The sequence below is a fragment of the Microbacterium pumilum genome (assembly GCF_039530225.1).
In the GTDB taxonomy this organism is placed as follows: domain Bacteria; phylum Actinomycetota; class Actinomycetes; order Actinomycetales; family Microbacteriaceae; genus Microbacterium; species Microbacterium pumilum.
On the sequence record NZ_BAAAOH010000001.1, the window covers coordinates 4,087,424 to 4,101,237 of the forward strand.

Sequence of the window (13,814 nt, forward strand, 5' to 3'; positions counted from 1 at the left end):
GGTGCGCCTTTCGTTGGCAAGGGATTGCGGGGCATCATTCGAAGCGTTCGCCGCCGCGGACTCGGTCCAGCAGGATCGCGCCGAGCAGGAGGAGCCCGAGCACGAGGAATGCGACGTTGATGTCGGCTCCGTTGAGTCGGAGCATATTGTCTACGGCGGCGATGACGATCAGGCCGATCGCGCCGCCGATCGGGTTGCCGACTCCTCCGCGGAGGAGGCTGAACCCGCCGATGAGGACGCCGGCATAGATCTGGAACTCCAGACCCACGCCGAGTGTGGCGGACGCGCCACCGAGCGCGCCGGCGTAGAGGACGCCGCCGAAGCCGGCGCCGAGAGCGACGAGGATGTACAAGCCGACGACGATGCGGTTGGTCTTCAGCCCGGCTCGCTCGGACGCGCGCGGATCACCGCCCACGGCTCGGATATGCCTGCCAAGCCTGGTGAGTCCCATCACGACAGCGGCGAAGACGACAAGCACGACGCCTATGAGGAACAGTGTGGGAAAGGGGCCGACGCGTCCGGCAGTGAATGCGTAAAGCGCCGGGATGAACGCAGAGATCTGCCCGGGCTTGCCTAACGCGACCAGCGCGGCTCCGTGCAGCGCGACGAGCATGCCGAGGGTGATGGTAATCGGGTTGCCCTTGCAGAAGACGATCGTGAAAGCGTTCACCACGCCGATCAGCACGCTGGCGATGACAGTGACCACCATGGCCTGCCAGATTGGTGCGCCCGCTGCGTACTGAGCGGAGAAGAGCGCCGCCCCGAAGCCGATGTGGGCGCCGATGCTGAGGTCGAGTGCCCCGCCCAGCAATCCGATCGCTGCCAGCGATCCGACGATGAGGGGAATTGCGACGGAACTGGCGAGGATCCCCAGGTTGGACGCGCTGAGGAAGATCGGCCCGGCCCACAGGGCTCCTACGATGAGCACGATCACGAGAGTGATAGTCACCGAGGTGATGGAGTTTTGGCTGACGCCGGTCCAGATCCTTGCGGCCACGGTGGGCTCATGTGGTGAGTCGATGGCGTCGTCACGCAGCGCTGTGGCGGTCATGACTGTTCCTTTCGTCGGCTGAGGCCGTCGATGGAGACGGCGATGACGAGGATGGCGCCCTGCACGACGCTTTGCCACGCGGAGGGAAGTCCGAAGAAGACAAGGGCAGTCGGGACGGTGGAGAGGAATCCGAGTCCGATGAGGAGGGCCCAGATATTGCCGACGCCGCCGCTGACGGCGATTCCGCTCAGGATGACGGCGGAGATGACAGGCAGCAGGTAAGTGCTGGTCGCTCCGCTCTGGAACGAGGGGGTGGATGCCACATAAATGGTGGAGGCGAGGCCCGCGAGGCCGCCGGATATGGCGAAGACGACAATCCGGGTCCGCGGCAGGGAAATCCCCCTGGCCTTCGCGGAGAAGGGCGCTCCGCCGACGGCCATCATGCGCCGGCCGTACCGCGTGCGCGGCACGAGGAAGCCGGTGACGAGCACGATGACGAGCATGGGCCAGAACACTGCGGGAAGGCCGATGAAGTTGGCCGTTCCGAAGTCCCGCAGCCATGAGTTGGGAGTTGCCAGCGGTGCGGGGTAGCGAATGCTGTGCAGGGAGATGCCCACGAAGTTCAAGGCGAGGGTCACCAGCAACGGATTCAACTTTGCGAGCACCACGACGGAAGCGCACAGCAGGCCCCAGAGCGCGCCGGCCGAAGCAGCGATCAAGACGACCGCGATCGGATGAAAGCCCGCGCGCAGTGCTTCCAGAGTGGCGACCGCGCCGATACCAAGAGCAGCCGGCTGGCTCAGGTCCAGGCCGGCGCCACTGATCATCACAAGGCTCTGCCCGACGGCGAGGATTCCGGCGACGGCCATCGTGAAGCAGATCGCATTCAGAGTCTGAGTGCTCCAGAAATCAGGGCGGTTCATTACGGAGACCACGACAAGGACGAGCCACGCTAGCCCCGCCCAGAAGGCGGGACCTAGCGCCGCGAGGCGGGAGGCTCCCAGTCGGGGCGCCTCCCGCTCGCGGAGGGTAGTGACCTCAGCCATTGCTCGCTGAAGGGCAGAAGGTGTCGTACGCGTTGCTGGACAGTCCGTCGGCGATCAGCTGCTTGAGCCGAATGTCGATGGCAGGCATATCCAGCGTCTGCTGTCGATCGGTGAGGCAGGCTGAGATGGAGACAGCGGCATCCTCGAGAGTGTCTGCCATTGCGGGTGCATCGCCCGCGGCGATCTTCTTCACCAGCTGATCGACCGCTGCGATCGGGTAATCCTCGAAGAAGTACACCGAATCGCCGAGGAGCCCGGCAGGCGTGCTGTCTCCACTGAGCAGATACGCGCCCTGACCCCAACCAAACGTGTTCGCTCCCCGGCCCAGCTGATCGGCGGCCTGCAGGACTGCGAAGACTGTGTTGTCGCCGATTCCGAGGGTAAGAATCTTCTCGGCCTCGGGACGGCTGACAAGCGCGTCACGGGCGGCGGTGGTCGCTGTATCTACCGTGTTGCCGCCTTCAAAGTTGACGATCTTGGACTTGTCGATGTTCGGGCAGACGGACAGCAGTCCGTCTTCGGATCCACCGACGCGGAGATCGTTGACGGGTCCGGCGTTCGCCTGCTCGCCGAGTAGCACAAGGTCCGCGTCGCAGTCCCACATCGACTTCGCCTCCTCACCGAGTGCAACTCCGGTGTCCTTGCCGGCCCCCTCGTTGTCGACCGCGACCAGGTACATGCCCTTCTGAGGGAGGTCGAACGTGATACCCGGGATGCCGGCGGTCTCGAGCTTTTGCTGGATGACTTCCTGGGTGCCGGCATAGTTGAATTCCATGACCGTGCTGCAGCCGTGCTGGATGAATAGATCCACGTTCGTGTTCGCCGTGGGTCCGTCGCTGTTGTTGTTGAGTTCGTAGTACTTCCAGCCGTTCTTCTCCGCCAAGGCCTCGGCGGCGTCGCCCTGTGCCATCGAGCCGGCATCCTTGCCGCCGACGCCCATGCAGAGCGTGAAGTCCTCCGCGGCGGCGGCGCCGCTGGGGCTGGTTTCGCCCCCTCCGCTGCAGCCGCTGAGGGCGAGGGCGAGACCGACTCCGACGGTGGCGAGGGTGAGTGAACGAGTTCTAGTTGACATGGCGATCTACCTTCTTTGGTGATGGGACGGGTATTGCGAGCAGACGGCGGGCTGTGACGGTCTTTGCCGAACGGAGCGGGTTCAGTCCGCTGCGGGACGGATGGCACCGGTGATGAGGCCGACGATGTCGTTGATGGGGGTGTCGACCATCTCCCGGTGGGCGATGGTGCGTCCCAGCCGCATGACCGTGACGTAATCTGCGATCTCCTCGAGCTGGGCCATGTTGTGGGTGACGAGCAAGACGGCCACACCGCGATCGCGAAGCTTCTTGATCACTTCCACTACCTGCGCGGTCTCTCGGACACCGAGGGCGGCAGTGGGCTCATCCAGGATGACGATCCGCTTGCCCCAGAGGATGGCTCGCGCCATCGCCAGGCACTGGCGCTGGCCGCCGGACATCTGCTTCACGCTGGCCTTGATCGACGGGATGCCGATGCCTAACTCATCCAGGGCGGCGCGTGCTTGCCGGCGCATCGACCGATCGGAGAGGAACCCAAAGAACCTCAGGATGCCTGCACGGGAAAGCTCCTCGCGACCGAGAAAGACGTTCTGGTACGCATTCATAGTGTCGACTAGTGCGAGGTCTTGGTAGACCGTCTCGATCCCGGCTGCCAGCGCGTCGTGGGGCGTTCGAAGAACAACCGCCTCTCCGTCGATCACGAGCGACCCCGAATCGGCGTGTACGGCACCGGACAGCGACTTCAAGAATGTCGACTTGCCTGCGCCGTTGTCGCCGACCAGCCCGTGAACGGTTCCGGCGCGAAGGGTGATCGACGCATCAGCCAGAGCGACAACCGCTTCGTACCGCTTGGCGATGTGCTCTGCACGCAACACAACCTCTCGGGCGGCAGGCGCTGCTTCTTCATCTCGTACGGCCGTCGGTGACGCAGGTGTCATTGCCGGTACCTTCCCCATTGAAGTCGTGTCTTGCACGTCGTGAGGAAGACGATAGGCGTGACGGGTTAGCGTCGTCAAGCGCTTTAAGTAAAGCACTTTACAATCGGAGTCGCCCGTGTGGGTCTGGCTAACGGACGGGTGCTGGCCCAGTCGTGCTCCGCACGGTGACGCTCGTCTGCAGCCTGGTGATCGATCGCGGAGTCGGTTGTGCGATGGCGGCGAGCAGGAGACGCACGGCCGCGATGCCAGTCTCCTCGAAGGGTTGGCGGATGGTGGTGAGGTCGGCGGCGTCTGCGGCCGGCCCGTCGTCGTAGCCCATGATCGAGACATCCTCTGCGACGCGGAAACCGAGGTCGCGGGCTGCGCGCAGGGCACCAAGCGCAAGGTCGTCGTAATGTGCCATCACAGCGGTAGGAGGGCTTGGGCGGGTGAGCAGTTGCCGGGCGGCTCTCCCGCCGGCAGCTTGGTTGCCCTCGCAGGAGACCACGATCACCTCGCCACCGGCAGCGCGAAACTCTTCGGCGGCGCCGTCGAATCGCAGTTGGGCCTGGGAGACGTACTCGGCGAACTGGCTCTCCTGGATGTACCCGAGGCTTCGGTGTCCGAGCTCGAGCAAGTGTCTGGCGGCCTCGCGGCCCCCTTGTACGTCGTCGACGGTGACAGCGCTGTAGCGGGGGCTTTCGGCGTCGACCACCACCACGGGTAGTCCGCGTTCGTGTAGGCGGAGCTCGATCATGTCGTCGATGGGCTGGCCCATCACGATAACCCCGTCAAGGTGGCCCCGGACAGGCAGCGACGCCAGTACGGGCGATGCGGAGATCGCAGCCGATTCTTGGTCATACAAGACCAGTTCGAGATCGGTCCCGCTGAGGGTCTGCATCACGCCGACCAGACGGCGAAGATAGCTTGGGTATGACGAGAACGGGGCGATCACCGCGACACGTCCTACCTGTCGCCGCGCCCTTGTCGCCGCCTCGGACTTGGGGACGAAACCCATCTGATTGGCGATTTCGAGCACGCGCTTCCGGGTGGCGGCGCCCACTCGAGCCGGCTTGTTCATCGCGTTGGAGACCGTTGCGATGCTGACATTCGCCTCCCGCGCGACGTCGTAGATCGTCGGGTGCCGCTGGTTGGCGGGCGAGGCTTCACTCATGAGGCCAAGTAAAGCACTTCACATGCGGAGGGCATACGATGCGGACCTGAACGTCTCGCGATACCAACAGCCGCGGGTCCTCGTCCTCCTTCGGGCTCAAGTTGCCGAACGTCGAGGGATCGAGGCCGTCGAAGGATTGGCCCCGGTCCACTTGCTGCCGGGGTTCCGGGTTCGGTTCAGTCGATGCCTCGGATGCGGGTAACCAGCACCGCACCCACGACTCCGACGAGGGCCGCCACTGCAAACCAGAGCATGTACCCGCCGCCGGCGCCGAAGAGCGCGGTTCCGACAGGGATAACGACGACTCCGGCAAGGAACGGTGACAGCGAGGAAGGTAGCGAGTTGGCGATGTTAAGTACGCCGAGGTCTTTGGCAGTGTCTTCCGGGTTGGGTAGTAGGGCGATGCAGAGTGCCTGGTCGACGGCGAAGAAGAGGCCCGCTCCTGCACCGACCACTGCCGATCCAAGCAGGATTATGGTCAGCCCGCTCTGTCCGAACAACGGTGAGACGGCGACGAAGGCTATGCCGAACGACATGATGATGCTGCCCCAGAAGACGAACGGTTTGCGTTTAGCTAGGCGGTCGGAGAGGAACCCGCCCGCAATGCTGAACAGTACGACCGTGGCCACACCGATGATCTGCGCCAGTGCGTTGAACGCGAGCTGTTCGCCAATGTCCATCCCGTAGACCTCGCCTAGGAACAGGGTGAGGTAGGTGGCGATACCGGCGTACGCCAACAGGATCAGAAGTTTGCTCAGCCACGCCCACCCGAAATCACGGTGAGTGCGCGGGTTGAACACGAACGCGGAAAGGACCTGCTTGACGCTCCACGGCGTGGTGGGGGGGGTTCACTCGCACCCGGTCTTTGAGAGTGAAAGCGAAGATGAGGGCGAGGACCATACCGATGAGGGCGGGGACTGCGAACCGCAGCAGGTCGGTGGGCAGCAGAGTGAGCAGCACCGCGCCAACCACGAGCGAGATCGGTGAGATCGCGCCGACAATCCCCGAAACACCGCCGCGACGCTCCTCGGGCACTTGGTCGGCGAGGGTGGCACCTTGGGCAGCGAACGCAAACTGCACGGTGGTCTGCGCGACACACAACCACACCAGCAGCAAGCCGACGTTCGGGGCGAGCCCGCAGAAGACAAGGGCGATGGTCGTGGCGGTCGCACCCGCGATGATCCACGGGCGTCGCATACCGAACTTGGATGTCGTCCGATCGGAAAGTCGTCCGGCGATGGGCTGGGCGATCAGCGCGAAGAGGGAAGCGACCCCGACGACCAGTCCGAGTTGGGAGGGCGCGGCATCTAATCCAACGAGACTCTGGATCTTCACGGACAGCCCGCCGACCGCCGGGGCGAGCACGGCGAGATAGAGACCGAAGTTGGAGAGCGAGAAAGTGAGGACATATCCGCGCGGGGTGCGTTGCGGACTTACGGTAGGCAGCGCAGTGGTCTGAGGCATGGGAACTCCGTTGTTCGATGTGTTGGCGGGCTGAGGCAGGAGCGCGTCAGCTGGTGTGGGCGGTGAGCCAAGCGAGGACGTCGGTGCGAACCTCTGTCGCGTCGAGATCGTCGAGGAGGTCGTGGCGGGCGTCGGGGATCAGGATGAGCTGCTTATCCGCGGATGACGCAGCGGCGACGAGCTCGACGCTGCCGTCCGGGTCGGTGGACGTGTCCGCGGTGCCGTGAATGACCAGCAGTGGCATGGTGAGCTCCTGGTAACGCGACCAGTTGCGTGCGGACCGCGTTCCGGCGGTACCCGCGGTTAGCATGTTCATCCGCGCTCCTGTCACGATTCGAGGGTCGTTCTCGAGTTTTGCCAGCGCGACACGATCGCGGGTGATCCCCTCAGTTCCGTCGGCGACGGCGGCGGCTGGGACGGCGGCCAGTTTGGCGGTGGGTGCAAAGAACCCGGCGAGCCGGGCGAACGCGAGCAAGGGTTCGCTCGCTACGTATTTCACGCCCGGAGCGAGGAGGATGACACCGGCTATCCCCTCGGGGTTGTCAAGTGCACTGGAGATGGTGACCAGGCCGCCGAAAGAGTGGCCGGCGAGGTAGAGCGGCAGCCCGCCGTCCCTGCTGCCGGCTATTGCCGCGCGTGCGGTCAGATGGTCGCGGATGGCATGGTCTGCGCCGGTGATGGTTCGAGGCCCCGGGGATCGCCCGCTGCCCCACATGTCGAACGCGTACACGGAGAACCCATTCGCCAGCAGATGGGTGAACAGTCCCGCGGAGTCCTGAACGTTCCGCTCGGCGTAATCCCCCCACCCGGCCTGGAAGAGCACGACTCCGCGAGGACTTTCTGCACGCCACACGTATCCGGCCACCCCGGTGCCGATATCCCACGGGGCGCAATGAATCGGTTCCGCATCGACGATCAGGTCCTCGACGTGAGCGATGCTAGCCGACGTGATCGCGCTGTCGTTGAGCGGCGGGGTGGTTTGCCAGGGCATCCGGGATGCCCGCACCTTGTACCCCAGCCACCCGACGACAGCAGCTGCGAGCACAGATATCGCGATGAGGCGCCCGATCTGGGTCCTCGACCCCGCCGGCCGGCGCCGACTGCGGATGGTCACCGTCTATCCGTTCGCGACCGTCGCGAGGGGCGCGTGGCGGTGCAAGTCGTCCCAGTCCGCGTCGGTCAGGTCGAGGATCAGTTCGGTGAACGCGATCGCTTGGCGGCGCAAAGCATCCACGTCAATGAATTCCATGACCGGTTCGACGTTCAGCAGGTAGTCGGGGCCGGTGATGAAGTTGCCCGCAGGCAGGCCCGCGGTGTGCCAGAAGGGGCCGCCGTCTCCTGGCCACATCATCACGGCAGGGTTACCGGGCAGAGGCACGAACGGGCGGAGGACGAGCGACTCGGTCACTTCTGCGCGATCCAGTGATGCCCGCAGCAAGTCGATTATCACCGGGTGTGGGCTCGAGAAGAACGCTCCGAACTCGTACGGTGACACGTCGGTGCCGCATTCCACATCCGACCGGCTGGGAAGCGCCCCGAGGTGCTCCAGGCAGATCGCGGCCGCCACCTTGGGTACCAGGTCGTCCTTGTGCGCGGCGAGCCACGCTTCCACGCCCCATGCGAGTTCGATGGCGAAGTGCCCGGCGGACAGGAGAACTACCACGCCGCGGGCGAGATCGTCGCGGCGGGCGAGGTGCTCCGCCATGGCGATGATCGCTTCGGGACCGTTGTCTTCGACGCCGTTGGTTCCGTCGGTGTGGGATTGCAGCACCACCAGTTCGTCGGAACGACCGGGAATGGTTCCCACCACGTTGTGGGTGATGGTCGAGACGACCTCTGCGTCCAGCGTGAGGTGCGCGTCGGTACCGTTCAGGATCGCGGCTCCCGCTTCGCCGGAGACGATCAGTGTCGGCAGGTCCCGGAACACCCCGTCGTAGACGAGGTAGCCACCACGGACCTGTTCTTCCGGGAGATCGATGACCAGGATCAGTCCGGCAGCGCCGGCTTCTTCGAAGAGCACGAGCTGTTCGCTGATCCCGTTGGGCAGCCACAGCCGCTTGTACGGGGTATTGGGGTTGTAACCCTCGGCGTGAAGCGGGAGGGCGGGCGCGCCCCAGTCGAGGCTGTCGAACATCGCGGAGGGCATTACCGGGGGGGTCACCTGGATCACGCCGATAGTTCCTGCTGTTGGAACTGCGGAGAGCGGGCCGGCCACGCCCTGCGGTCCGGTCGATCCGGAGTAGGACGCGTACGAGGTGACGGGAACGTCAGTGCCGTCCACCTGCAACGACCAGATGCGCGGGGCCCACCGTTGGAAAGGGATGGGCTCGAGGTGCACGTCACGCACGCCGGCTGCTTCGAGACGGTCCGCGAGGTCTGCGATATAGGAGGCGTGCTCGGCCGACCCGGTGGCGCGGAGCCCACGGTCATCCAGATCCTGTTGCCATCGAGCCAGTTCGTCGGTGGAAATGAAGTCGTCGGGATGGATGCGGTTCATGCGGGGGCGCTCTCCTCGCTAAGGGATCGAATCATTTGGTGTTACCGGCCACCGCGGTCCGGCTGGCAGGAAAAGTCGCGGCGGCCACGGCGATGGCGTGCGTGATCGGGATGGTGATGAGCATCGCCTGGTGCGACACGAATGTCTCGGCGATCGACCCGCGGAGGATGATTCGCCGCACCGACATTGGTGGGGCCTTCAGTGACATGATCTAAGCCTGAGGCGCAAGCGACACAAAAGATACGCGCCATATCCCAATGTTGAGCGAGGAAATCTTGTGACATCTCCGAACCGCAGGGAGCCCGAGCTCTGGACGATTGGCGGCCGCGCCGCTGACGAGTGGCTGGCCGAGCATCGCCGAGATCTCGTGATGGCGAGCCTGAGGCAACTCAAACCCGAGCGTGATCAGGCCGCCGAACTTCGCTGGATCGTCGACTACAACATTGGTCTCTACATCCAAATGCTCGGAACTCCCGACCTCACACTCAATGAGGAAGCCGCCGGCGATCTCGTCGCATCCGCTGCTCGACGCGCAAGCGAAGGTGCACCCATCGAAGAGGTGATGCGGAACTACGTCGACGTCGCCGCCGTGATCTGGCGGACCATCGTGAACCGACTAGCACCTGACGAAGCCACCCGCAGCATCGAAATCACCGCCGGAGTCTTCCGCTACCTGCGCGAAGTGTCCACCCTCGTCTTGAGAGGCTTCCACCACGAAGCCGCACGCGTAACGATTGGCGAACGCGATGCCAAATACGCCGTCTACTCCGCACTGCTGAACGGCACCGAACCCGAGACCGTCGCTAATCGAGCGGGCATACCCCTCGCGACTCGCTACCTCATCCTCAGCCTGCACCTCGAACAGCCCACCGATCCCGAACCAGCGCCACCTGGGCGAGCAGCACAACTTGACCAGCACCGTCGTTCCAACACCGTCAACCGCGTCCTTGACGAATTTACTACGGGCGACAACCTCGCCCTTATCCGCGACCCGGGCGGCACCGCCCTTGTGCCGCTCCCCGTCATTGCGCCTTCCGATGAGGTCGAGTCAGTCCGTCTACTTATCACTGAGCTCGAAGGTGCTCTAGCCGCGCCGGTATACGCCGCCTGCGCGATCGCCACATGCAACGACGTTCCTGCGGCGGCAGTTCTCACCGAAGAAGTCCTCGAACTCGTCAAGTCAACGGGGCAGGCAGCCGGCGCATGGTTCCTCGATGACATTCCAGTGCTCTACCAACTCACGCGTCCCGGCCCCGCCCGCGATCTACTCTCCCGCCGACTTCAACCCCTCGATGACCACCCCGACTGGGAACGCACGCTGCGCACATACGTGACTACCGGCTTTGACCGACGCGGCACCGCCCGCGCTCTTCACGTGCACCCCAATACCGTTGACTACAGGCTCTCCCGAGTAGCGGAAGAATGCGCGCTTGACGCAAGTGACCCCTCAGCTCGTCCAGCCGCGTTCGCGGCCCTCGCCATTCGAGACGTCGAGGCGAACAAGGCTCACCCACGTTGACACGACCACTCTGGCTGCGGGATCTGCTCGGCGGGCGGCGGTGCCGACGCAGCGGCAGCAGCGGGATCGTTGGGAGGAACTGCCGACAAGCTCGCTAACGATCTGCTGTGCGAGTGCTGAGACTCCACCGTCAAAGGCCGACCGACGGGCTGATGTGAGTGCTCAGAGATTGCAGACGCCGTCAGTGATGTCCAAGAGTCAGCACGACAGACTCAGTGCCTGGTGCGACTGCTCTCGTCTGAGTCGGAATGAGTGCTCTAGAGGAACTGCTGTAGGGCATCGATCAGCGTTTTCCACTGCGGGTCGCGGTTGGGTCAGATGTTTCCATACGACTGCAGACGTAGCCACAGCCGACCTGGTACTCGCGGTCAGCGATGCCAAGTCGCCCACCGGCGCCCGTGTGCCCTAGCGACGGCGCGGCGCACGCGAGTCGCTCTCGGCTCGCCGGATGCCTCGGCCGTTTGACCTTGTTCTTAGTCCCGCGCTCTGCATCCATCGTGAAGGACAACTTCGACATCAAGGGTCAAGTGACCTGTGCTGGCTCACTCGCCCTTGCTCACAACGTCGCGACCAGCGACTCCGCCGTCGTGGACAATCTCCAGGCGGTCGGCGTTGTCATCATCGCGAAGGCCACGATGGTCGAGTTTGCGTTCCGGGACGGCGGTAGCAGCTGGGGATACAGCTCTCTCGGCGGACAACCCCTGAACCCGTACGACTCGAGCTACGAAACCAGTGGCTCCAGCGCCGGCTCAGGTATTGCCGCCGCGGCTGCGCTCGCGGCGATCACCTTCGGCGGTGACACAGGCGGATCGGTGATACCCCTTCTGCGCGGATGTCGCTGGTCAGCTATCGTCCCAGCACCGGCCTGATCAGCAGGATGGGCATGGTTCCGATCACGACGTTCTCCGACACTGCCACAGTCATGGGCCGCCGTGTCGAGGAAAGTCGCTATCGGTGCTATTGCCATCACCGGTGTCGACAAAGCACCCCGCCACCCTCGCGAGCCAGTCCTACCACGCGACATGTCGTCCAGTGGACCCATGGCGCGCGATTGTGCGTTAATAGCTCTCAACTCTCGACGAATCATCATCTATAGAGTGAGTGCACGCGGCGGGCCGACCTCGCAGCTGATCTTGCGATCCGATGGCACCGAGCAGTTGCGGGATAGCATCACGGCTGCTTCCCCGCGAGCAGCGCCTTCAGATCGGCTTTGCGGACCTTCCCAGAGGCCGTACGAGGCAGCTCGTCGACGATGACTACGTGCCGCGGCAGTTTGTATCGGGCGACATCGCCATCGAGCTGCGCACGTACGGATTCGGTGGAGACGACGGTCGATGTCGGACGGTTCAATGTGACAACAGCCCAGGGCACCTCTCCCCACTTGTCGTCAGCCACTCCGATGACCGCTACCCCCGTTACGCCCGGTATCTGGGCGATGAGATTCTCGACTTCGGCGGGGTAGATGTTCTCTCCGCCGGAGATGATCATGTCTTTGAGTCGGTCGGAGATGTAGAGGTAGCCGTCGGCATCGAGGCGGCCGAGGTCGCCAGAGCGGAACCAGCCATCCCCTGTGAACGCGGCATCCGTCGCCTCGGGCAAGTGCAGGTAACCGGGGAAGACGTTGGGCCCCGCGATCTCGATCTCACCGACCGCGTCCGGGCTGACATCTGGCCCGCCCTCGTGCGCGATACGCACGTCCGTGAAGAAGTGCGGCAGACCGACGCTGCCCTGCTTCGAACGCGTCATCGACGGCGAGAGGGATGTCGCACCGGGCGATGTCTCCGTCATCCCGTACCCCTGCGAGAAGTGCAGCCCCCGCTCCTCATACGCGTTGAGGATGCGGGTGGGAACTGCCGAACCACCGCAGGTGAGCTTGCTGAGGGTGGACAGATCTGTCTTGGCCCAGTCGGGGTGGTCAGCCATGAGCTGATAGGTGGTGGGGACTCCGCTCAGCATCGTGACGCCGTGATCCGCGATGAGGCGAAGCGCTCGCCCGGGCTCGAAGCCCTTCTCAAGCACGATCGTTCCTCCCTTCAGGATCACGGGCAGCGCGCCCATGCCCAGAGACGCGACATGGAACAGCGGCGAGATCATCAGCGCGACATCGGTCGACACGATGTCGTAGTCGATGAGCGAGTTCAGCGCCACCCAGGTCAGGTTCTGATGCGTCAGCACCGCCCCCTTTGCGCGGCCAGTGGTTCCCGAGGTGTAGATGACCGCGGCGGGATCATCCGGCAACGCGTCGATGGCCGTGAGCTGTACCCCGTCGGGTGAGTCCCCCCGCAGATCGCCCGCTTCCACGACGTGGGCGATTCCTACCGCGGACACGAGCGGGGCGGTCCGCTCGGAGAACTCGCGGTCGCGGATCAGCATCCGTGCGCGGCAATCCGCGAGGATATGGAGGATCTCGGGTGGCGCCAGGCGGGTGTTGACGGGGACGAAGACCGCCCCCACCTGGGCGCAGCCGAAGAGAGCGGCGAGGAATTCGGGGCTGTTCTCGCCGATGTAGGCGACGCTGTCGCCTCTGCGGATGCCGCGCGATGACAGCAGTCCCGACACTCGGTCTGCGAGATCAGCGAGCTGCTTATACGTCACCGTCGAACCGTCGTCGTAGATGAGCGCGGTCTTGTCGGGCGTCTTAAGGCGTCTCTTACGCATCCAAGAGCCGAGTCCGGGGTGGTGCATGGCATCCTCTCCGTCGAGGTTTGATGACGAGCGCGGCTACGCGTAGAAGCGGTACAGCCCGCGGGCGACAACCGCAGGCTTGGTGCCGCCTTCGATCTGGATGGTTTGGTCGACCGCGAACTGGTATCCGCCGGGCACTTCGGTGACTTCGGCGATGACGGCGCCGCCGCGGATGCGGGCGCCGACTGTGACGGGCGAGACGAAGCGCACCTTTTCGAGGCCGTAGTTGACCTTGGTGGTGACGCCGTCGAGGTCGAACAGCTCCGACCAGAACTTCACGGTGAGCGACAGCGACAGGAACCCGTGCGCGATGGGGCCGCCGAAGGGTCCGGATGCCGCGCGCTCGGGGTCGACGTGGATCCACTGGTGGTCGTCGGTGGCGTCGGCGAACAGGTTCACGCGATCTTGGGTGACGTCGATCCAGTCGGTGAAGCCGAGGTCGGTGCCGGCGAGGCCTGCGGCGTCAGCGTACGGATATGTGGTGGTCATG

At 64.4% G+C, this 13,814-nt stretch carries 14 protein-coding genes; 2 read left to right on the forward strand and 12 right to left on the reverse strand.

The window, feature by feature from the left end; genetic code table 11:
• Positions 1 to 34: 34 nt before the first annotated feature.
• From ABD188_RS18430 to ABD188_RS18475, 10 genes are all read right to left on the reverse strand, one after another.
• The gene (locus ABD188_RS18430) at positions 35 to 1,051 is read right to left on the reverse strand and encodes an ABC transporter permease (protein WP_344065788.1); all 1,017 of its coding nucleotides are present in this window, start codon (positions 1,049 to 1,051) and stop codon (positions 35 to 37) included.
• Positions 1,048 to 1,914, reverse strand: a complete 867-nt coding sequence (locus ABD188_RS18435) for an ABC transporter permease (protein WP_344065791.1) — start codon at positions 1,912 to 1,914, stop codon at positions 1,048 to 1,050. The genes ABD188_RS18430 and ABD188_RS18435 overlap by 4 nt, the downstream gene beginning before the upstream one ends.
• Before the next feature lie 115 nt (positions 1,915 to 2,029).
• Positions 2,030 to 3,109: a sugar ABC transporter substrate-binding protein gene (locus ABD188_RS18440; protein WP_344065794.1), complete on the reverse strand. Its 1,080-nt coding sequence runs from the start codon at positions 3,107 to 3,109 to the stop codon at positions 2,030 to 2,032.
• A gap of 81 nt (positions 3,110 to 3,190) precedes the next feature.
• On the reverse strand, positions 3,191 to 4,006 hold the full coding sequence (locus ABD188_RS18445; RefSeq protein WP_344065797.1) for an ATP-binding cassette domain-containing protein: 816 nt from the start codon (positions 4,004 to 4,006) through the stop codon (positions 3,191 to 3,193).
• 127 nt (positions 4,007 to 4,133) lie between these two features.
• Positions 4,134 to 5,159, reverse strand: a complete 1,026-nt coding sequence (locus ABD188_RS18450) for a LacI family DNA-binding transcriptional regulator (RefSeq protein WP_344065800.1) — start codon at positions 5,157 to 5,159, stop codon at positions 4,134 to 4,136.
• Positions 5,160 to 5,335: 176 nt separating this feature from the next.
• The gene (locus ABD188_RS18455) at positions 5,336 to 5,959 is read right to left on the reverse strand and encodes an MFS transporter (protein WP_344065802.1); all 624 of its coding nucleotides are present in this window, start codon (positions 5,957 to 5,959) and stop codon (positions 5,336 to 5,338) included.
• Entirely contained in the window at positions 5,934 to 6,623 is a 690-nt protein-coding gene (locus ABD188_RS18460) for an MFS transporter (protein WP_344065805.1), read from the reverse strand. Before ABD188_RS18460 ends, ABD188_RS18455 begins: the two co-directional genes overlap by 26 nt.
• 46 nt (positions 6,624 to 6,669) lie before the next feature.
• A complete protein-coding gene (locus tag ABD188_RS18465) occupies positions 6,670 to 7,737 on the reverse strand; it encodes an alpha/beta fold hydrolase (RefSeq protein WP_344065808.1) in 1,068 nt (355 codons plus the stop codon).
• A gap of 3 nt (positions 7,738 to 7,740) precedes the next feature.
• Positions 7,741 to 9,120, reverse strand: coding sequence for a hypothetical protein (locus ABD188_RS18470; protein ID WP_344065810.1), 1,380 nt, complete (start codon positions 9,118 to 9,120; stop codon positions 7,741 to 7,743).
• A 31-nt stretch (positions 9,121 to 9,151) separates the two neighbouring features.
• Entirely contained in the window at positions 9,152 to 9,328 is a 177-nt protein-coding gene (locus ABD188_RS18475) for a hypothetical protein (protein ID WP_344065811.1), read from the reverse strand.
• A 69-nt stretch (positions 9,329 to 9,397) separates the two neighbouring features.
• On the opposite strand from ABD188_RS18475, the gene ABD188_RS18480 reads away from it, so the two are divergent.
• The gene (locus ABD188_RS18480; protein WP_344065813.1) at positions 9,398 to 10,639 is read left to right on the forward strand and encodes a PucR family transcriptional regulator; all 1,242 of its coding nucleotides are present in this window, start codon (positions 9,398 to 9,400) and stop codon (positions 10,637 to 10,639) included.
• Between the two features lie 497 nt (positions 10,640 to 11,136).
• Positions 11,137 to 11,508, forward strand: coding sequence for an amidase family protein (locus ABD188_RS18485; protein ID WP_344065815.1), 372 nt, complete (start codon positions 11,137 to 11,139; stop codon positions 11,506 to 11,508).
• 301 nt (positions 11,509 to 11,809) lie between these two features.
• Here the strand turns inward: ABD188_RS18485 and ABD188_RS18490 are convergent, their stop codons facing one another.
• Together ABD188_RS18490 and ABD188_RS18495 are read right to left on the reverse strand one after the other, a co-directional pair.
• Positions 11,810 to 13,324, reverse strand: a complete 1,515-nt coding sequence (locus tag ABD188_RS18490; protein WP_344065818.1) for an acyl-CoA synthetase — start codon at positions 13,322 to 13,324, stop codon at positions 11,810 to 11,812.
• Positions 13,325 to 13,360: 36 nt separating this feature from the next.
• On the reverse strand, positions 13,361 to 13,813 hold the full coding sequence (locus tag ABD188_RS18495) for a MaoC family dehydratase (RefSeq protein WP_344065821.1): 453 nt from the start codon (positions 13,811 to 13,813) through the stop codon (positions 13,361 to 13,363).
• Position 13,814 lies beyond the last annotated feature (1 nt).